Origin of the sequence: Streptomyces sp. CA-250714, from assembly GCF_050936705.1 — a bacterium.
GTDB lineage: Bacteria > Actinomycetota > Actinomycetes > Streptomycetales > Streptomycetaceae > Streptomyces.
On sequence record NZ_JBNJMI010000002.1, the window covers coordinates 1,151,155 to 1,169,891 of the forward strand.

At 70.2% G+C, this 18,737-nt stretch carries 16 protein-coding genes; 5 read left to right on the plus strand and 11 right to left on the minus strand.

Annotated elements, in window-relative coordinates; translation table 11 throughout:
- Positions 1 to 28 precede the first annotated feature (28 nt).
- A complete protein-coding gene (locus tag ACQEU8_RS24080; RefSeq protein WP_433104436.1) occupies positions 29 to 1,162 on the plus strand; it encodes a TDT family transporter in 1,134 nt (377 codons plus the stop codon).
- On the opposite strand, the gene ACQEU8_RS24085 is transcribed toward ACQEU8_RS24080, so the two are convergent.
- From ACQEU8_RS24085 to ACQEU8_RS24100, 4 genes are all read right to left on the minus strand, one after another.
- Complete coding sequence (locus ACQEU8_RS24085; protein ID WP_433104438.1) at positions 1,089 to 1,817, minus strand: helical backbone metal receptor; 729 nt, start codon at positions 1,815 to 1,817, stop codon at positions 1,089 to 1,091. The two genes, ACQEU8_RS24080 and ACQEU8_RS24085, sit on opposite strands and share 74 nt — an antisense overlap.
- 28 nt (positions 1,818 to 1,845) lie before the next feature.
- Positions 1,846 to 3,432 carry a TROVE domain-containing protein gene (locus ACQEU8_RS24090; protein WP_433104440.1) on the minus strand — a complete coding sequence of 529 codons (1,587 nt, stop codon included), beginning with the start codon at positions 3,430 to 3,432 and terminating at the stop codon, positions 1,846 to 1,848.
- A gap of 404 nt (positions 3,433 to 3,836) precedes the next feature.
- Entirely contained in the window at positions 3,837 to 6,452 is a 2,616-nt protein-coding gene (locus tag ACQEU8_RS24095) for an ABC transporter permease/substrate binding protein (RefSeq protein WP_433104442.1), read from the minus strand.
- The gene (locus tag ACQEU8_RS24100) at positions 6,445 to 7,536 is read right to left on the minus strand and encodes a quaternary amine ABC transporter ATP-binding protein (protein WP_433104444.1); all 1,092 of its coding nucleotides are present in this window, start codon (positions 7,534 to 7,536) and stop codon (positions 6,445 to 6,447) included. Before ACQEU8_RS24100 ends, ACQEU8_RS24095 begins: the two co-directional genes overlap by 8 nt.
- Before the next feature lie 337 nt (positions 7,537 to 7,873).
- Here ACQEU8_RS24100 and ACQEU8_RS24105 point away from each other — a divergent pair, with 337 nt between their 5' ends.
- A complete protein-coding gene (locus ACQEU8_RS24105) occupies positions 7,874 to 8,779 on the plus strand; it encodes a 5'-3' exonuclease (RefSeq protein ID WP_433108677.1) in 906 nt (301 codons plus the stop codon).
- 133 nt (positions 8,780 to 8,912) lie between these two features.
- The gene (locus ACQEU8_RS24110; RefSeq protein WP_433104446.1) at positions 8,913 to 9,770 is read left to right on the plus strand and encodes a siderophore-interacting protein; all 858 of its coding nucleotides are present in this window, start codon (positions 8,913 to 8,915) and stop codon (positions 9,768 to 9,770) included.
- Between the two features lie 76 nt (positions 9,771 to 9,846).
- Here ACQEU8_RS24110 and ACQEU8_RS24115 read toward each other — a convergent pair whose 3' ends face one another.
- Positions 9,847 to 11,052, minus strand: a complete 1,206-nt coding sequence (locus tag ACQEU8_RS24115) for a phosphatidylinositol-specific phospholipase C1-like protein (protein WP_433104448.1) — start codon at positions 11,050 to 11,052, stop codon at positions 9,847 to 9,849.
- 234 nt (positions 11,053 to 11,286) lie between these two features.
- Between ACQEU8_RS24115 and ACQEU8_RS24120 the strand changes: the two genes are divergently transcribed.
- Positions 11,287 to 11,796, plus strand: coding sequence for a hypothetical protein (locus ACQEU8_RS24120; RefSeq protein WP_433104450.1), 510 nt, complete (start codon positions 11,287 to 11,289; stop codon positions 11,794 to 11,796).
- Between the two features lie 105 nt (positions 11,797 to 11,901).
- A complete protein-coding gene (locus ACQEU8_RS24125) occupies positions 11,902 to 12,552 on the plus strand; it encodes a hypothetical protein (RefSeq protein WP_433104452.1) in 651 nt (216 codons plus the stop codon).
- A 66-nt stretch (positions 12,553 to 12,618) separates the two neighbouring features.
- On the opposite strand, the gene ACQEU8_RS24130 is transcribed toward ACQEU8_RS24125, so the two are convergent.
- The 6 genes from ACQEU8_RS24130 to ACQEU8_RS24155 form a co-directional block, all read right to left on the minus strand.
- A complete protein-coding gene (locus ACQEU8_RS24130) occupies positions 12,619 to 12,915 on the minus strand; it encodes a hypothetical protein (protein WP_433104454.1) in 297 nt (98 codons plus the stop codon).
- A gap of 26 nt (positions 12,916 to 12,941) precedes the next feature.
- Positions 12,942 to 15,758 carry a DEAD/DEAH box helicase gene (locus ACQEU8_RS24135; protein WP_433104456.1) on the minus strand — a complete coding sequence of 939 codons (2,817 nt, stop codon included), beginning with the start codon at positions 15,756 to 15,758 and terminating at the stop codon, positions 12,942 to 12,944.
- Between the two features lie 130 nt (positions 15,759 to 15,888).
- Entirely contained in the window at positions 15,889 to 16,866 is a 978-nt protein-coding gene (gene tatC, locus ACQEU8_RS24140; protein WP_433104458.1) for a twin-arginine translocase subunit TatC, read from the minus strand.
- A gap of 107 nt (positions 16,867 to 16,973) precedes the next feature.
- On the minus strand, positions 16,974 to 17,258 hold the full coding sequence (tatA, locus tag ACQEU8_RS24145; RefSeq protein ID WP_433104460.1) for a Sec-independent protein translocase subunit TatA: 285 nt from the start codon (positions 17,256 to 17,258) through the stop codon (positions 16,974 to 16,976).
- A 219-nt stretch (positions 17,259 to 17,477) separates the two neighbouring features.
- Entirely contained in the window at positions 17,478 to 17,708 is a 231-nt protein-coding gene (locus ACQEU8_RS24150; protein ID WP_433104462.1) for a hypothetical protein, read from the minus strand.
- Between the two features lie 48 nt (positions 17,709 to 17,756).
- Complete coding sequence (locus ACQEU8_RS24155; RefSeq protein WP_433104464.1) at positions 17,757 to 18,728, minus strand: helix-turn-helix transcriptional regulator; 972 nt, start codon at positions 18,726 to 18,728, stop codon at positions 17,757 to 17,759.
- Positions 18,729 to 18,737 lie beyond the last annotated feature (9 nt).

An 18,737-nucleotide genomic window follows, 5' to 3' on the forward strand; every position in this document is an offset into this window, starting at 1 on the left:
GCACCCGGACCGGGTGGAGCGTGAGCGCATGACCACATCCGCGCGCGCCGGCACCGGCGCCCCGACCGCTGTACTGAGCCGCCCGGCCGCTCCCCGGCTGCGCGCGCTGGGCCCGAACTGGTACGCGGCGGTGATGGGCACCGCCATCGTCGCCGCCGCCGGCACCGCGCTCCCGGTCCAGCCGCCGCGCGCCGTGCTGGAGGGCATATGGACACTGGCGGCGGCAGCGCTGCTGGTGCTGCTGGTGGCCCGCGCCGGGCACTGGCTGCTCCACGCCGACCGGGCCCGCGACCAGCTGCTCGACCCCGCGGAGGCACCGGCTGTCGCACCGTTCTACGGCTGTCTGGCGATGGCGCTGCTGGCCGTCGGTGGCGGGGCACTGGCGCTCGATGTGCCGGGAGCCGTCGGAATCGACGCGGTGCTGTGGGCGGCCGGTACGGCAGTGGGGCTGGTCGCTTCGGTGGCCGTGCCGTATCTGATGATCACCCGGCACGAACTGCGGCCGGGCAGCGCAGGGCCTGTGTGGCTGCTGCCGGTGGTGGCGCCGATGGTCTCCGCGGCGCTCGGCCCGCCGCTGGCAGCACATCTGCCCGCGGGGCAGCCCAGACAGACGATGCTGCTGGGCTCCTTCGCCCTCTTCGGGATGAGCATGCTGGCCACGCTGGTGATCCTGCCGCTGGTCTTCGCTCGGCTCGTCCACCACGGCCCGCTGCCGGTGCCGATGACGCCGGTGCTCTTCCTCGTGCTCGGCCCGCTGGGGCAGTCGACGACGGCGCTGGGCAACCTCGCCGACGCCGAGCCCGGCTCGTTCGGTGCGCTCGCGGTGCTCTACGGGGTGCCGGTGCTGGGTTTCGCACTGCTGTGGCTCGCGCTGTCCACCGCTCTGGTGGTGCGGGCCACGCGGCACGGGATGGGTTTCTCCCTGACCTGGTGGGCGTTCACCTTCCCCGTCGGCACCTGTGTGACGGGAGCCGCGGCAGTGTGGCGGCACACCGGGGCCGAGGTCTTCGGCTGGCTGGCGGTGGCCCTGTACGCGCTGCTGGTGGCCGCCTGGGCCACGGCTGCCGTACGGACCGTGGCCGGGCTGCTCAGTGGAGCGCTGCTCCCAGCGCCGCAGCGAGCACCCGCGGGGCCTGTGCCAACGAGGGCCCGTACCAGGTGAGATGGCGCCCGCTGCACAGCGCGGCCGGCATCCCCGGGAATGCCTCGGGGCCGTCTTCCGCGGTGAAGCGGTAGGGCTCGTCCGGCAGCACGACCACCTCGGCGCGGCCCGGCTCCGACAGCTGGGCGAGCGGCACCCGTGGATAGCGCTCGTCGTGTGCGGCGTAGACGTTGTGCACGCCGAGGTGGGCCAGCAGCGCCCCGGCGAAGGTGTCCCGGCCCAGCACCATCCACGGTTTGCGCCAGATCGGTACGACAGCGCGTACGTCGAACTCGGCACGGGCCTCGGCCCACGCGGTCTCGGCCTCGTCGAGCCACGCCGGACACGGGAGGCCGCAGCCCTCGGTCAGCACCCGGTGCAGTTCGCCGAAGCCCTGCTCCAGCGTCCTTACCTCGGTCACCAGGACCCGCAGCCCCGCGGCGCGCAGAGCCCGCAGATCCTCGGGGCGGTTCTCCTCCTCGTTCGCGAGCACCAGATCCGGAGCCAGCCCGACGACGGCCGCCACATCCGGGTTCTTGGTGCCGCGCACCCTGGTGACCTCCAGGTCACCAGGGTGCGTGCACCAGTCCGTGGCCCCCACGAGGAGCTCGGGAGCGGTGGCAGCCACCGCCTCGGTGAGGGACGGCACGAGCGAGACGACGGACCTGCATGTCATGCCCGGACTCCATTCCGCCCCTCAGGGCCTATGCACCGCTCTCCCACGGCCACCCGACGGCGCCCTCGCCCTCGGCGAGCATCGCCATCATGGTGAACAGCTTGTCGGAGAAGCCGCCGATCTCGAAGCGGTTGGGCCGCGAGGTGTCCAGCGCGGACGGCGCATAACCGGAGGTGTTGACGCCGAACACCGGCACGGAGGCGGGCACCGCCTCGGAGACCGAGACGCCGCGCGACTCGTTCCCCGGGTAGTGGAACGCCTGCATGTCCGAGACGATCACGACCCGGTCGTGGCCGTCGTAGGTCGCGCGCAGCGCCGCCACCGTCTCCGTGCCGTACCCGACCTCCCCCAGCCGGGAGCGGAACGCCTCGATCGCCGGGAGTACCGAGCCGCCGCGCGGCAGTTCGTGCCGGAAGTGCCCGTTGGCGAACCCGTACATCTCCACCTGCTCACCGCGGTGCGCGAGGGTGGCCCCGAACAGCGCGCCGATGTCCGCGTGCGTGACGCTGGAGCGTGCCGAGACCGAGCCCTGCATGGAGCCCGAGGAGTCGACGAGCAGCAGCGTACGGCCGGGCAGCGACGGGACGTTCGCGGTGGAGGCGGCGAGTGCCTGCTCCAGCGCGTGTGCCCAGCGCAGCGACGGCGCCGCACGGTAAGCGGACAGGAAGCGGTACGGGAACTGCCGGGAGCGGGCGATCTGCTCCGGGTCCCGCAGCCGGTCGATGACCAGCTGCGCCGCCTCGTCCGAGACACCGACGCGGTCGAAGTTGCGCAGGTTGCGCAGCTGGGCCATCAGCCCCATGGAGGGCAGTACGGCCTCCCATGCCGCCGCGTCCATCGGGCCCTGCAGCCAGCCCGCCAGCGCCTCCCAGGTCATCCCGGCGCGGGCGAGGACGGCGGGGCCGTCCGGCTGGGTGGGCACGAACTGCCGGTCGACGACGGGGACCGCCATCAGCTCGGCGCGGGCCGCCACCGTCGGCAGTGCCTCGGGGATCTGTGCGTCGCGGCCGTGCCTGCGGTCGATCGCGTGCCGGAAGAGTTCGCCCTGCCACGGCTTGTCCGGGTCGGGCGCGGCATGGATCAGCTCCAGTACGTCGCCGAACCGGAAGGCGTGGCTGTCGGTGTCGTACTTCAGCAGCGCCTTCTCGGTGTAGAGCCGGCGGACCGCGTCGCCGAGGCCCCGCTTGACGGGCTTGGGGATCGCGCGGCCGAAGGTGGCGGTCCAGTAGGCCAGGAACTCGCCCGGCTCGTCGGCGCGTCGGCAGGCGGCGGCCACGATCTCCCGGTTGTCGCCGTGCTGGCCCTCGGCCAGCCGTGCCCAGACGGCGTGCGCCGCGGCGACCAGCGAAGCGGAGCGCATCTGCGCCTCGTCCCGCAGCCAGGCCACGAAGCGGGCCGTCCAGGGCCCGTCCTCGACGGCGACGGTGTGCACGAGGTTCGCGTACCGGTCGTCGCGGTCGGCGGCCTTCTCGTAGAAGGTGTCCTCGCCGACCATGTTGACGACGGCGAGCAGTACCAGCTCGGACTTGGCGTCCCGCACATAGGCCTTACCGCCCTCGTGGGTGACGGTGAGCGCGTTGCGCGCATGGGTGTGCTGCTTGTTGAACTTGCTCATGATTCCCCCGAATTGCCTGCACTGTGAGTGGAACGGCATACGCAATCCCGGGGAAAGAGCGGCGTGCGGCATTTCCGGAGGCGCCCGAGGACTGAGGACGGACGACGGGCCGGTTCAAGGAGGTGAAGTAACCGTCGTCCACGCACCGGGCGCTCCGGTGTGCGCCGAGCACGCCTCCCGAGATCGGATGCGACGACGGTTTTCAGGATTCGAACCTGTTCAACCAAAGAAGTAACCGTCGTCTGCGCACCGGGAGGTGCGTTCGTTCACGTCTACGACGGTAGGGCGTGACCGGCGGCGCGTCATATGAATTTCCGCCCCCGGCATGGCGGAGCGGCCCCGGCCCGCGCAGCGAAGTGCGCGGGCCGGGGCCGCTCAGCGGGGCTTTCAGCCCTGAGGTGCCGTCACTTGACCGGTGCCAGCTTGTCCTCCAGGCCCGGACGGGAATCCAGCCACTTGCGTGCGGACTCCTTCTCCTGGCCCTTGCCGCCCTCTTGAATGGCGGCTTCGAGGGAGCCGAGGTCCTGCTCGGACATCTTGAAGTTCTTCAGCCAGCCATACAGCTCGGGGAAGTCCTTCTTGAAGCCCTTCTTGGCGGTGACGTGGATATGGTCGCCCTTGCCCCAGGAGCCCTTGGGGTCCTTGAGCTTCTTCATCGGGTACTTGCTGTGGACCCAGTGCGGCGACCAGGTGGTGGCCAGTACCGGCTTCTTCTGCTTCACCGACTTGTCCACGGCCGAGAGCATGGACGAGGTGCTGGAGGAGACGACCTTGTACTCCTTGTCCAGCCCGTAGTCCTTGAGCACCTGCTCCAGGATTTTCATCTCACCCGCGCTGGACTCGATTCCGGTGATCTTCCCGCCGAACAGCTTGCTTTTGCCCTTGAGGTCCGCGAGGGAATCGACGCCCTTGACGTAGGACGGCACGGACAGCTCCAGCGAGGTGGGCCCGTACCAGGAGCCCACGTCGGTGAGCTTGTCCCGGTGCTTGCGCCAGTACTGCTCATGGGTGGTGGGCAGCCAGGCGTCCGTCTGGAAGTCGATCTGTCCCTGCGACATCGCCGTGAACAGCGGTCCGGGGTCGAGCTGTTTGACGCTGGGCTTGTAGCCGCGGTCCTCCAGGATGTTGTCCCACAGATAGGTGGTCGCGATGGCCTCGTCCCACGGGAAGTAGGCCATGTCGACCGACTTGCCCGCGTCCTTGCCCTGCTTCTTCGCGCCGCCGGGGACCGGCACCATCTTGTCGAGGAAGCCGGGGCGGGCGTCCAGCCACTGTTTGACGGCCTTCTGCTCCTGGCCCTTGGGCGCACCCTGGATCCTGGCCTCCAGTGAGGTGAGCTGGTTCTCCGTCAGATGGAAGTTCTTCAGCCAGCGGGCCACGGTCGGGTTGTCCTCGGCGAATCCCTTCCGGCCGACGTTGTGGAGCTTCTCGCCCTTGCCGAAGGCGCCCTTGGGGTCGTCGAGCTTGGTCAGGTCGTACTTGTTGTACGCCCAGTGCGGGGACCAGAGCGTGACGACGACGGGCTCCTTCTGCTGGATGGAGCGCTTCAGCTCCGACAGCATCGAGGAGGTGCTGGAGGAGACGACCTTGTACTCGCCCTCCAGTCCGTACTCCTTGAGTACCTTCTCCTTGAGGATCTTCATCTCACCGGCGCTGGACTCGATGCCGATGATCTTGCCCTTGAACTTCTTGCCCTGGCCCTTGAGGTCCGCCAGGGACTTGACGCCCTTGACGTAGGACGGCACGGACAGCTCCAGCGAGGTGGGTCCGTACCAGGAGCCGAGCTTCTCCATTCTGGAGCCGTACTTGTCCCAGTACTGCTGGTGCGTGGTGGGCAGCCAGCCGTCCGTCTGGAAGTCGGTCTGTCCCTGGGCGAGTGAGGTGTAGAGCGGGCCGGCGTCGAGCTGCTTGAGGTCGGGCTGGTAGCCGCGCTGCTCCAGGGCCTCCTTCCACAGGTAGGAGGTGGCGATGCCCTCGTCCCAGGGGATGTAGCCCATCTTGAGCTGCTTGCCCTTGCCGACGTTCGTTCCGCCCCCGGCCTGCGCGCCGGACCCTGAGCTCGCCATGTTCAGTCCGCCGGCGGCCAGGGCCAGCACCAGCACTCCGGAGAGGGCGACGGCCGTGCCGGGCTTGTAGCGGACGAACCGCATCCGGCCGAGCATGGCGGTGGTCTTCGCGGCGGCGCGGCGGCCGAGCGGCGAGACCCGTACGTTGAGGGCGCCGGTCATCCGGTCCAGATACATGGCGAGGATGACGACGGCGATGCCGGACTCGACACCGAGGCCGATCTGGACCTGGGTGACAGCGGCGTAGACGCGCTCGCCGAGGCCCGGGGCACCGGCCATACCGGCGATGACGACCATCGACAGCGCGAGCATGATGACCTGGTTGACACCGGCCATGATCGTCGGCAGCGCCAGCGGGAACTGCACCCGCCTCAGCGTCTGCCCGGGGCTGGTGCCGAACGCGTCGGCGGCCTCCACCAGTTCGCTGTCGACCTGCCGGATGCCCAGTTCGGTCATCCGGACGCCGGGCGGCATCGAGAAGATGATCGTCGCCAGCAGGCCGGGGGTGGTGCCGACGGAGAAGAACATCACGCCGGGGATGAGGTAGACGAACGCCGGCATCGTCTGCATCACATCGAGCACCGGGCGCACCGCGGCGCTGACGGTCTTCGTACGGGCCGCCCAGATACCGGTCGGCACGGCGAAGAGGATGGTGATGACAGCGGCGGCCAGGACGAGCGAGAGCGTGGACATCGCCTCGCCCCACAGCCCGAAGGAGTCGATCAGCACGAAGCCGCCGAAGGCGACGACGCCCGCCAGGATGCCGCGCAGCCAGAACGCGATGACGGCGAAGATACCGGCCAGCAGCAGCGGCTCGGCACCGCCCAGGACCAGGTTGATCCCGTCGTAGAGCCCGGTCAGCACCGTGTTGATGACGTCGAACAGCCAGCCCAGGTGCGTCTGGAGCCAGTTGACAGCTCTCTCGACCCAGTTGCCGGGGTGGAACTCAGGCACGGGTGCTCACCCCGCTCCTGTCGCCGCCCCGCACGGACGGCTGCACCCGGGGCTCCTCGGCCAGCGCGGCGAGCAGCCGCTCCCGGTCGACGACGCCCACCGGGGTGCCCGACCCGTCCGTGACGGCCAGTGGGCGCTCGCTGGTGGAGAACGGGGTGAACAGCTCGGCGAGCGGGGTCTCGGTGGTGACGGTGACGGCGTGCTCCGGGGCGCCGTCGGCGGCGGCAGCCGCGCCGGTCTTCGTTTCCCTCATGATGGCGCCCGCTGTCAGCACCCGGGAGCGGTCCACGTCCTGGATGAAGGAGGCGACGTAGTCGGTGGCGGGCCGCACCAGGATGTCCTCTGCGGTGCCGATCTGCACGATCCGGCCGTCCCGCATCACGGCGATACGGTCGCCGAGGCGCATGGCCTCGTTCAGATCGTGGGTGATGAAGACGATGGTCTTGCGCAGGGACCGCTGCAACTGCAGCAGCTGGTCCTGCATGTCACGGCGGATCAGCGGGTCCAGGGCGCTGAAGGACTCGTCCATCAGCAGCAGATCGGCGTCGGTGGCCAGCGCGCGGGCCAGCCCCACGCGTTGCTGCATGCCGCCGGACAGTTCATCGGGCCAGGACCTCTCCCAGCCCTGGAGACCGGCCAGTTCCAGTGCCTCGGTGGCGCGCCGCTCGCGCTCCTCGCGGGGGACGCCCTGCACCTCCAGGCCGTAGGCGGCGTTCTCCAGCACGCTGCGGTGCGGGAAGAGCGCGAAGTGCTGGAAGACCATGCTGATCTTGTTGGCGCGCACCTGTCGCAGCTCGCGGGGGCGGAGCGCGGTCAGGTCCTCACCGTCGAACAGGACCCGTCCCGAGGTGGGTTCGAGGAGGCCGTTGAGCATCCGCAGCAGCGTGGACTTGCCGGAACCCGAGAGGCCCATGACGACGAATATCTGCCCTTCCTCCACCTCGAAGGAGGCGTCGATCACGGCCGCCGTCGTGCCCTGGGCCCGCAGTTCATCGCGGTTCGTACCGGCTTCCAGCTGGGCTATCGCCTGGTCCGCTCGTCTCCCGAACACCTTGTACAGGTGCTCGGCTCTCAGCCTGGACACATTCACCTCTCGACATCGACAACAGGAACCCGGCATCCCCTCCCTCGCTGTTGAGCGACGAAAGCGTCGCAATCAGCGCATACCAGAAAGATGGATCTTACATGAATGCTTTTTCGTACCGGCCCCGCCCCCAGCTCGCGACGCCAAACCGGGAGCGACGCGCTCCATGCCCGTCAAAAACACCCAACCGTCATCCAACCGGACACCGAACCGGCACCGACCGGGACCGGGCGACCACAAGACGTGCCGTGTCAGTCCGGTACGGCATCATCGGTTCGTGACCATCACCACAGCCAACGCAGCGAACACAGCGCACGCCCGGGGCGGCCACCGGCTGATGCTCCTGGACACCGCCTCGCTCTACTTCCGCGCCTACTTCGGCGTCCCGGACACCGTCCGCGCCCCGGACGGAACCCCCGTCAACGCGGTGCGCGGGCTGCTCGACTTCATCGCCCGGCTGGTCCAGGACCACCGCCCCGCAGCGCTTGCCGCCTGCATGGACGCCGACTGGCGCCCGCAGTGGCGGGTGGAGCTGATCCCCTCCTACAAGGCGCACCGCGTCGCCGAGGAGATCCCGGCCGGCCCGGACGAGGAGGAGATCCCCGACACCCTGGGCCCGCAGGTCCCGGTGATCGAGCAGGTGCTGGACGCGATCGGGCTGGCCCGGCTGGGCGCCGAGGGGTACGAGGCGGACGACGTGATCGGCACCCTCGCCACCCGCGCCGCCGGACCGGTCGACGTCGTCACGGGCGACCGCGATCTGTTCCAGCTGATCGACGACGAGCGCGGGGTGCGGGTGCTCTACCCCGTCAAGGGCGTCGGCAGCCTGGACATGTACGACGGTGCTGCGCTGCGTGCCAAGTACGGCGTCGACGGCGCCGGGTACGCGGATCTGGCCGTCCTGCGCGGCGACCCCAGTGACGGGCTGCCCGGGGTGCGCGGCATCGGCGAGAAGACGGCCGCCAAGCTGCTGGCGCAGTACGGCGATCTGGCCGGAATCCGCGCCGCGGCGGCCGACCCGGTCTCCCGGCTCACGCCGGCGCAGCGTACGAAGTTCAAGGAGGCCGCCGCCTATCTGGACGTCGCGCCGACGGTGGTGCGGGTGGCCCGGGACGTCTCCCTCCCGGACGTCGACCTCACGCTGCCGCGCACCCCGCGCGACCCCGAGCTGCTGGAAGAGCTGGCCGAACGCTGGGGGCTGGGCGGATCGCTGCGGCGGCTGCTGGAGGCCCTTGCCGGCTGACGCGGGGAGCGTGGGGACCGGCGGGCGACGGGCGCATCGGCGGGCCGACGGGGGCACCGGCGGGCTGATCTTCCCTGGCCGCCGGTCTGCTAGCTTAGGTATACCTAAGTTGCCCCGTGTCCAGGGAGGCCTCGTGCCAGAACGCCCGGCCCGTCCAGCCCGCAACAAGCCGCAGCTCCACCAGGCGCGCGTGGTCCGCACCGAGCAGCTGACGCCCCACATGGTGCGCGTCGTCCTCGGCGGCGAGTCCCTGGCGGGTTTCCCGGCCGGTGAGTACACCGACCACTACGTCAAGCTGCTGTTCCCGGCCTCCGGCGTCAGCTACCCGGAGCCGTTCGACATCGCACAGATCCGCGCCGAGCTGCCGCGCTCGCAGTGGCCCTCGATGCGTACCTACACCGTGCGCGCCTGGGACCCGGCCGCACTGGAGCTGACCATCGACTTCGTCGTCCACGGCGACGAGGGGCTGGCCGGACCGTGGGCCCGCTCCGCCGCCGTCGGCGAAGAGGTCCGGTTCCTCGGCCCGGGCGGCGCCTATGCGCCCAGCCCGGAGGCCGACTGGCATCTGCTGGCCGGCGACGAGAGCGCGCTTCCCGCCATCGCGGCCTCGCTGGCCCGGATGCCCGCCGGTGCCCCCGTACGGGCGCTCATCGAGGTCGCGGGACCGGAGGAGGAGCAGCCGCTGGACGCGCCGCTCGGTGCCCAGGTGCGCTGGCTGCACCGAGGTGCGGCGCCCGTGGGCGAACGCCTCGTCGCGGCCGTCCGCGAACTGGAGTTCCCGCCGGGGCGGGTGCACGCCTTCGTCCACGGCGAGGCCGGCTTCGTCAAGGAGCTCCGCGGCCACCTGCGGCTGGAGCGGGGCATCGAACGCGACCAGCTGTCCATCTCCGGCTACTGGCGGCTCGGCTCGGACGAGGACGGCTGGCAGGCGTCGAAGAAGGAGTGGAACGAGCGCGTCGAGGCGGAGCAGGAGCGCCAGCCCGCCGCGTAAGAAGGCCTCCTGCCCCTCCCCCGGGTCCGTGCCGGTGCACGTCCGGCTCCGTCCGGGGGAGCAGCAGGAGCGGGAGTCAGCGCGGCTCCAACGGCCCCGGCGGGCAGTGCCGGGGCCCCGTCACGGGGTTGCACCGTACGGCGCGGTCCCTGTCCCCCGGCAGCTCGGCGACGTAGTCGGAGCCGTACCGGGCCGCCATTCCCGGCACCGGGAAGTCGGTGCTCACCATCTGCGCCCCGGACGAGAGCGCGTCCCGCAGCATCCCGGTGTCCCCGCTCCGCGCCTGGTCCAGCGGTACGTCGGACCGGGTACGGACGAAGAACCCACGTCGCACCAGGTCCTGGATGACGGCCTTGTTGGCCCCCGTCGGGTCGTTCACCTTCATGAACGCCGCGTCAGGGCGGCCCCGTTCGGAGTCGGTGAACAGCACGCGGCCCTGCAGGCTCTCGCGCCCTCCGGCGCGGTAGGCGTCCTGGATCTCCTTGCCGTCGTTGTCCATGAGGAACATGACCTGCCCGCGGGTGTCCCGCACCTTGGGCCACCCGTGCCGCAGTACGGACTGCTCCAGCGTCCGGCCGGGGCGCCGGATGTCGTCAGGCGTGACCGTCTCGTCGTCGGGGAAGACGGACCGGATCTCCTTGTCCAGGGCGTCGAGCATCGCCGTGTCCCACGGTGGGCTCTTGGCGCCGCCCTGCTCCTCCAGCCGCGGATCGGTCTTCTTCAGCTCCAGCAGGATCGGTACGGCCACATGTCCCGGCCGGCTGTCGGACCACTTCTTGACCTGGCGCAGACAGCCGCGCAGGGTCACACAGCTCGACCGGTAGTCGAAGTCCGCCCAGTGCAGCACCTTGAAGCCGGGCTTCTTCAGCTCCGGGTCGTCGAGCGGGGGCAGCCCGGCGCGTTTGCGGAGCAGCGGGTCGGCGTAGAGGCCGCCTTCCGGGTCGGGGAAGACGTCGAGCTCGATACCCCGCGCCCGCTGGCGTTCGAACTGTACGGGGAGCGTGGAGTGACTGTAGAGCAGCGTCTGCCAGTTGGGGTCGTACTGGGACATCAGATTCTGCTCGGCGAGCGAGGTGGTCTCGCGGTGGTAGCTGTTGTGCGTGGCCATCGACTGGAGCTGGGTCAGCCGCAGGTTCCCGGCCGGATCGCCGCTCCGGTGCCGTCCCGCGGCGGTGTCCGGCTGGGCGGCGGCCGTGGACGACAGCGCCGCGACCGCGGCAACAGCGGTCACGGCGCAGGCCCAACGGCGGATCAGGGATCTGGCTCTGCTGGTGCTGCTCATTCGCACATGGCCCCCTGTCGAGTACGGGATGCGCGCGGGTCGCGCACGTCACACGGGACACTGCCGGACCCGTACGGCCTCCCGGTTCCCGGCAGTTGACACCCGCTCGAACATCCCGCCCCGAACGACGCCCGTCAACACCGCCCCCGCGCCCGGCCGCCTGCGCGAACCGACCGGAAGCCAGGGCCTATTGGAGTGGGGGAATGGCCAGTGCGGCCAGCTACCGTGACGACCATGGTGAAGAAGAGCTTCTACGACCTGGCCTTCGGCGTCGCCCCGGGCGGTGCTCGCAAGGACGCGCACCACATCCTGGGCAGCCTCGACGAGGTGAAGGCCGGGCTGGCCGACGAGCTCGCCGAGGAGATCAATCTCTATTTGCTGTGCTCGTACGGGGCCGACTTGTCGCTGCATGTGTATCAGCAGGAGGAGTTGACACAGTCGCTGGACCTGCACCCCTTCGTGACGATTTCCATAGACGGCTATCCGGACATCACCTTCAAGGGCCCCCGGGAGCCGGTGGGCTACGACTTCCGTGCGGAGGACGGGGCGGACGATGAGGAGGGTCTCTCCTTCAAGATGTTCTGCGGCAGCCTCGGGGACGCGGTCCGTGCCGAGGTGGACTGGAGCCGTATAGAAGTGCCGCCGCTGACCGGCGAGATCCTGGCCGAGGACGACGAAGACGACACTGTCGAGCTGGCTGACGGAAACCTCGCGTCATACGGCTACCAGGACTTCGAGGAGTGACCGAGCCGGCCCTTGGTGATCCGGGCGGGAGTGATCCCGGTGGGGGTGATCCGGTGGGGCCGCACAACGCGGTCACTGTCACCCCGGCCTGCCAGACTGCGCGGCATGGCTGACGTATACGAGCTGCTCATCAACGCGGATCTTCCCGACGACCTCTCGGATGCCGAGCTGACTGAGCTGCGCTGGCACCTGGGGCTGGGACCGGAGCCGCCGGAGTGCACCATCGTGACGGATTTCCCCATGGATTTCGTCGACGACGACGGCGACCTCGCCGACTACGCACCGGGAGCGGAAGGCACTTGGGAGGAGACCAGGCGCCCGGCACTGGCAGGGCGAGGGGCAGCCGGCCGGATCGGCGGGGTGCTCTTCTCGGATCTGCGGCGCCGCGAGCGCGACAGGCCCCGCCCCGGCTGGGCGCTGACGAGCCGTCAGGAAGTGCACCCGGATGACTTCCAAGGGCCGGAACAGTGCATCAGCTGGCTGACCCGGCGGGTGCTCGACCCGCAGTTCGATCTTGATGTCCATCTGCGCTTCTACGAGGACACCTTCCTCGAACCAGCCTTTCTCGACGGCGGACAGCTCGCGCGCCGGAAGACCTGCATCCACCCGCCCTCGCCCCAGTTGCTGCGCCTCATGGCAGACGACAAGCACCGCGAGGCAGTCGTCCAGGCCCGTAAGGACACCGGCCTGAGCCTGCCCGAGGCCCGGCGCTACGTCGACGCACTGCAAGGCGGCCGCGTCATCATGCGCGCGTGAGAAGCCGGTTCTCGTACCGGGACCCACCTGGCTCCGGCCATGGTCGGGCGGACGATCCGGCCATGGTCAGCGCACTGCCCCGCGGCCAGCCGAACCCGCTGCTCTCGCAGTACGGCCACGATGCGCGTCCGCCACCTCGGGGACCACGTAGGCGCCGAAGTCACCGCCCTGGACGCCGTAGCGGTCGTATCCGAGCCGCCGCATCAGCTCGGCGGACATCCGGCCCACCCGTGCCGCGTCCCAGCCCGTGCCGCGCGGCGGCGCGGAGAAGGCGAAACGGGCAGCGAAGGCACCACGACGTGCAACGCCTGCCCGGGGCGGACGACTTCCGTCCGCAAGGGCCCGCAGGTGCGCCACACCCACAGGCACGCCACCACAGCGCCCGGCTCTCACCCCACGCTTGAGTACGCGACCACTCCGCGCAGCATGCCGTCGATCGCCCGGCGGGCATTCCTGGGCACCGTGCCGCCGTCCGGCGCGGCCGCGGCCAACTGGCCGAGGACGTCGATGACCTGCTTGCACCAGCGCACGAAATCACCGGCGGGCATATCGGCCTCGCGCAGCACATCGTCGAGCCCGTGGCCGTCCGCCCAGCGGTAGGCGGCCCAGGCGAAGCCCAGATCGGGCTCGCGCTGGCCGACACCCTCGGTCGCGGTGATGCGGTGCTCCTCCTCCAGCGCGTCCAGCCGCCCCCAGATCCGCACCATCTCGCCGAGCGCGGCCCGCGCCCGGCCGCCGGGCAGCTTGGGGGGCAGCGCGTCGTCGTTGCTGCGGGCCTCGAACACCAGCGCGGAGACGCAGGCGGCCAGCTCGGCAGGCGGCAGGCCCTCCCATACGCCCTCGCGCAGACACTCCGAGGCGAGCAGATCCAGCTCTCCGTAGAGCCTGGCCAGCACCCGGCCATCGTCGGTGACATGGTCGCCCGACAGGTAGCCGAGCTCCGAGAGCAGCGCGTACACCCGGTCGAAGGTGCGCGCGATGGTGTTCGTACGACCCTCGATACGCCGCTCCAGCTGGCGGGTGTCGCGCTTGAGCCGGTGGTAGCGCTCGGCCCAGCGGGCGTGGTCCTCGCGCTCGTCGCAGCCGTGACAAGGGTGCTGCCGGATGGCCCGGCGCAGCCGCTCGATCTCGGGATCGTCGGCGGCAGCGGAGCGCTGTCTGCGGTGCCGCTCGGGTACGAAGTGGCCCGCCTTGCTGCGCAGCGCCGAGGCCAGATCGCGGCGGGACTGCGGGCTGCGTGCGTTGAACGACTTGGGGATCCGCATCCGCTCCAGCGGCTCGACCGGCACCGGGAAGTCGATCGGGCCCAGCCGCTTGACCTGCCGCTGCGCCGTGAGCACCAGTGGGCGCGGACCCTCGTGACCGGTCGTGCCGTCGTATCCCCTGCGCGGCCCGGATCCGCGTCCGCCGCTCACGCCGGGGTCCAGCACCAGGGCGAGACCGGCGTACTTGCCGGTGGGCACGTGGATGACATCGCCGGGCTTGAGCCTCTCCAGCGCTTCCGCCGCCTGCGCCCGGCGCTGGTTGGCGCCCTGCTTGGCCAGCTCGGTCTCGCGCTCCTTGAGCTCCCTGCGCAGCCGCGCGTACTCCTCGAAGTCGCCCAGGTGGCAGGTCATGGAGGCCTGGTAGCCCGCCATGCCCTCTTCGTTCCGCTGCACCTGCCGGGAGATGCCGACCACCGAGCGGTCGGCCTGGAACTGCGCGAACGACGTCTCCAGCAGCTCCCGCGAGCGGTGCCGCCCGAACTGCGAGACGAGATTGACCGCCATGTTGTACGACGGCTTGAACGACGAGCGCAGCGGATACGTACGCGCACCGGCCAGCCCCGCGAGCGCGCCCGGGTCCATACCGCGCTGCCACAGCACCACGGCGTGTCCCTCGATGTCGATGCCGCGCCGCCCCGCGCGCCCGGTGAGCTGCGTGAACTCACCCGGAGTGATGTCGGCGTGCTGCTCGCCGTTCCACTTGACCAGCTTCTCCAGCACCACCGAGCGGGCCGGCATGTTGATGCCCAGGGCCAGCGTCTCGGTGGCGAAGACGGCCTTGACCAGGCCCCGGACGAACAGCTCCTCGACCACCTCCTTGAAGGTGGGCAGCATGCCGGCGTGGTGCGCTGCGATGCCCCGCTCCAGGCCCTCCAGCCACTCGAAGTAGCCGAGGACGTGCAGGTCCTTGTCGGGGATGTCGGCGGTGCGCTCCTCGACGAGCTCGCGAACCCGGGCCCGGGCCGCGTTGTCGTTGAGCCGCAGCCCCGAGTAGAGGCACTGCTGGACGGCGGCCTCGCAGCCCGCGCGGCTGAAGATGAACGTGATGGCCGGAAGCAGCCCTTCCGAGTCCAGCCGGTCGATCACCTCGGGGCGGCTGGGCGTCCAGATCCGGGCGCGCTGCCGTCGCTCCCGCTCGCGGTCGGCCTCCCGCTGGGGGCGGCCTCTGCGCCGGTCGCGCCCGTTGCCCACCCGGCTGTTCTCCATCCGGGCCATCCGCACCAGATCGGGGTTGACCTCGCGCTTCTCGCCGGACTCCTCGAACAGGTCGTACATCCGGCGGCCCGCCAGCACGTGCTGCCACAGCGGCACCGGGCGATCCTCGGAGACGATCACCTGGGTGTCGCCACGCACGGTGTCCAGCCAGTCGCCGAACTCCTCCGCGTTGGAGACCGTGGCCGACAGCGAGACGATGGTGACCGACTCGGGAAGGTGGATGATCACCTCTTCCCAGACGGCTCCGCGGAACCGGTCCGAGAGGTAGTGCACCTCGTCCATGACGACGTAGCCCAGGCCCAGCAGGGACTTCGAGCCCGCGTAGAGCATGTTCCGCAGCACCTCGGTCGTCATCACGACGATGGGCGCCTCGGAGTTGACGCTGTTGTCACCGGTCAGCAGCCCGACCTTGGCCGGTCCGTACCGCTTGACCAGATCGCTGAACTTCTGGTTCGACAGCGCCTTGATGGGGGTCGTGTAGAAGCACTTGCGGCCCTGTGTGAGGGCCAGGTGGACGGCGAACTCGCCCACGATGGTCTTGCCTGAGCCGGTCGGCGCCGCGACCAGCACACCCTTTCCTGCTTCGAGGGCTTCGCACGCCTCGATCTGGAAGGGATCCAGCTCGAAGTCGTACAGGTCACGGAAGGGCGCGAGAGCGGTGGCCTGCTCGGCGGCACGCTTGCGCGCCGCCGAGTACCGCTCCGCGGGGGACAGATCCTCGGTCATCGTGTCTACGAGCCTACCGGCCACCTCTGACAGAACTCACGATCTTTACCGGCGCCTGAAGCGAATCCCGTGGTCAGCGAGGTGCTGACTGCTCGGATGCGGACGGTGACCGCCCGGCGGGAAGCGCGGCTCAGGTGGCGTCGTCGTATCCGTCGGGCCGCTGCGGGCCGCTCGCACCGCCGCCGCCCTGCGCGTCGGCCTCGCCATCGGGGCGCTGGGCGGGCAGGGACTCGGTGGCGCCCACGGCCTCGGGCGTGTGCTCCAGCGGGGACGCCTCGTCGTCGTCCAGCCCGGCGTACGGGTCCTCGCGGCTGCGGCGGCGGTCGTTGAACAGGCAGATGCCGACGGCGGCGAAGTACAGCAGCACGATCGGCGCCGCCAGCGCGATCATCGTCAGCGGGTCACCCGTGGGGGTCGCGACGGCTGCGAAGACGGTGATGCCGATGACCATCCCCCGCCACCAGCCCAGCAGCCGCTTGCCGGTCAGCACCCCGCCGAAGTTGAGCAGGATGAGCAGCAGCGGCAGCTCGAAGGCGAGGCCGAAGACGATGACCAGCCGGGTGACGATGTCGAGGAAGTCGTCCAGCGGAATCAGGTTGCCCGCGCCGTCGGGGCTGAAGTCCAGCAGCGTCTTGGCTGCCTTCGGCAGGATCAGATAGGCCAGGAAGGCACCCGCCAGGAACAGCGGCACGCCGGCGCCGACGAAGGAACGCGCGTACCGCTTCTCGTGCTTGTGCAGGCCGGGGGCGAGGAAGCCCCACAGTTGGTACAGCCAGACCGGGGAGGCGATCACGACACCGGTGGTCAGCGCCACCTTCAGCATGATCGTGAACGGGGCGATCAGCCCGTTGATGGTGATCTCGGCGCAGGTCTCGCCATCTTTCGCGGCCTCGCCGAAGCCCTTGGAGCAGCCGACCGACTCCCGCACCGGGTGCATCAGGAAGTCGGCGATCTCCTTGTAGTAGACCATCGCCACGATGGTGACGACGAGGATCGCCAGCACCGACTTCATCAAGCGGTTGCGCAACTCCCGCAGGTGGTCCGCAAGAGGCATCCGCCCCTCGGGGTCCTTCTCCTGTTTACCCTGCTTCCGGGCGGACTTGAGCAACCCTCGTCCTCAGTCTCGAAGTGTCGGATACGGCTTGCTCCGCCACCCCGCGGCCGATGCCACGGAGCGGACGGCGGGCACGGCCGGCACTGTGGCCGGACCGTCGCTCAGCTCTGCTTCGGCTGGTCCGCCGGCTCGGTGACGGGACGCGACGTCGAGACGTCACCGGGAGCGGCCTGGATGGTCTTCGGCGCCGACTGCTGCGCCTCACCCGACTTGTCCGCTTCGGCGTCGGAGGCGCCTTCCTTCTTCATCTGCTTGGCTTCGCTCTTGAGGATGCGGGCCGACTTGCCCAGCGAACGCGCCATGTCCGGAAGCTTCTTGGCGCCGAACAGCAGCAGGATGACGAGGAGAATCAGAACGATCTCCATGGGCCTCAAACCTAGGGGCATGTTGCCACTACCTTCTCGCCGGGGCGGCGTGTTCCGTGCCTGCCGGATGAATCGGACTGGCTTCATCGTGCTGACGTGCCGGCATCGATCGTAACCCTGTGGAGTGAACACCAGGCAATCCCTGTGCATCCCCCCGGTGGCACACTCCAGCGCCCGTCGACGCGGCACCTTGCAGCCTACCGCTCCCCGATCCAGGGCTGGAGACCGGCCATGGGTCGGTTATGTCTCGTTCGAGCCTTGCGTTCCGCCGGGCCCCGCCCCTCGGCCGGTCCGCGTGGCCAGCGGCGTCGCCGCCCGTTCCAGGTTCTCGGCGGCCCGGGTGATCCGCTCGGAGCTGTCGCCGACCGCCCGCGAGAAGCGCCGGACCTCCAGCCCCACCCGTACGGCGAGCACTCCGAGCACGGCGATCCCGCAGAACGCGAGCGCCAGAAAGAACATCGGCCAGAGCATGAGGTGCAGCCTAGTGCCTGGCGGTGACGGCTCCCTGCCGTCCTCCCCCTATACGACCTGCTCGCCGTACGCCGCCAGTGCCTTCCGCGCCGCGTCCCGTGCGCTCTGGGCGAGCTCCTCCGGCGCCGTGATACGGCCATCAGGGCCCAGCCGGAGCGCCAGCCGCCGCAGCGAAGCGGGATCGGGCGTACGCAGCGTGATGCGCAGCCCACCGTCGGGCAGCTCCTCGGCGCTGTCGTGCGGGTAGTACTCGGCGACCCAGCGCCCACCCGGAGCGACCTCGACGACGACCTCCGGATCGGTGGCCGCGGGCTGCACCAGCCCGGCGCTCAGATCGCGCGGCTCTATCGGCGGCGGGTCGGAGCGCTCGTCCAGCAGCTTGATCTCGGCCACCCGGTCCAGCCGGAAGGTGCGCCGCGCCTCCGAGAGCCGGCACCACGCCTCGACGTAGGTGTGTCCGACGGCGAACAGCCGGATCGGGTCCACCTCGCGCTCGGTGAGCTCGTCCCGTGCGGGCGAGTAGTAGCGGATCCACAGCCGACGGCGCTCGGCGATGGCGCGGTCGACGTCGGCGAAGACGCCGCCCTCGGATTCGAAGGTGACCGACAGCCGCGAGCTGGCGCCCGCGCTCTCGCCGGCGGCCGTCTCCAGCTTGGCCGTGGCCCGCTGCAGCGCGTCCCGGTCGCTCTCCCGCAGCCCCGGCAGGGTGGCCACGGCGCGGGCCGCGACCAGCAGCGCCGTCGCCTCGTCAGCGGCCAGCCGCAGCGGCTGCGCCGTATCGCTGCCCAGTGCCTCGGCGTTCCGCCACCAGATGCGCTCCCCGTCGGTGTCGATCTCCAGCAGATCGCCCCCGCGGAAGCTGGTGCCGCACATCGGCAGCACATTCAGATCGGAGATCAGCTCGTCGTCGGAGATCCCGAAGGCGCGCGCGACCTCCTCGACCCGGGCTCCCGGCCGGTCCTTGAGATAGGTGACCAGCGAGAGCATCCTGCGGGTCTGGTCGATGGCGTTCACCGCCATGTGCCGCTC

Bases quoted from the DNA above. Each gene is read 5' to 3' on its own strand.
- ACQEU8_RS24080 (WP_433104436.1), top strand. From the start codon at position 29: ATGACCACATCCGCGCGCGCCGGCACCGGCGCCCCGACCGCTGTACTG.
- ACQEU8_RS24085 (WP_433104438.1), bottom strand. From the start codon at position 1,817: ATGACATGCAGGTCCGTCGTCTCGCTCGTGCCGTCCCTCACCGAGGCG.
- ACQEU8_RS24090 (WP_433104440.1), bottom strand. From the start codon at position 3,432: ATGAGCAAGTTCAACAAGCAGCACACCCATGCGCGCAACGCGCTCACC.
- ACQEU8_RS24105 (WP_433108677.1), top strand. From the start codon at position 7,874: ATGCTCCTGGACACCGCCTCGCTCTACTTCCGCGCCTACTTCGGCGTC.
- ACQEU8_RS24115 (WP_433104448.1), bottom strand. From the start codon at position 11,052: ATGAGCAGCACCAGCAGAGCCAGATCCCTGATCCGCCGTTGGGCCTGC.
- ACQEU8_RS24120 (WP_433104450.1), top strand. From the start codon at position 11,287: ATGGTGAAGAAGAGCTTCTACGACCTGGCCTTCGGCGTCGCCCCGGGC.
- ACQEU8_RS24125 (WP_433104452.1), top strand. From the start codon at position 11,902: ATGGCTGACGTATACGAGCTGCTCATCAACGCGGATCTTCCCGACGAC.
- ACQEU8_RS24135 (WP_433104456.1), bottom strand. From the start codon at position 15,758: ATGACCGAGGATCTGTCCCCCGCGGAGCGGTACTCGGCGGCGCGCAAG.
- tatA (WP_433104460.1), bottom strand. From the start codon at position 17,258: ATGCCCCTAGGTTTGAGGCCCATGGAGATCGTTCTGATTCTCCTCGTC.
- ACQEU8_RS24150 (WP_433104462.1), bottom strand. From the start codon at position 17,708: ATGCTCTGGCCGATGTTCTTTCTGGCGCTCGCGTTCTGCGGGATCGCC.
- ACQEU8_RS24155 (WP_433104464.1), bottom strand. From the start codon at position 18,728: ATGGCGGTGAACGCCATCGACCAGACCCGCAGGATGCTCTCGCTGGTC.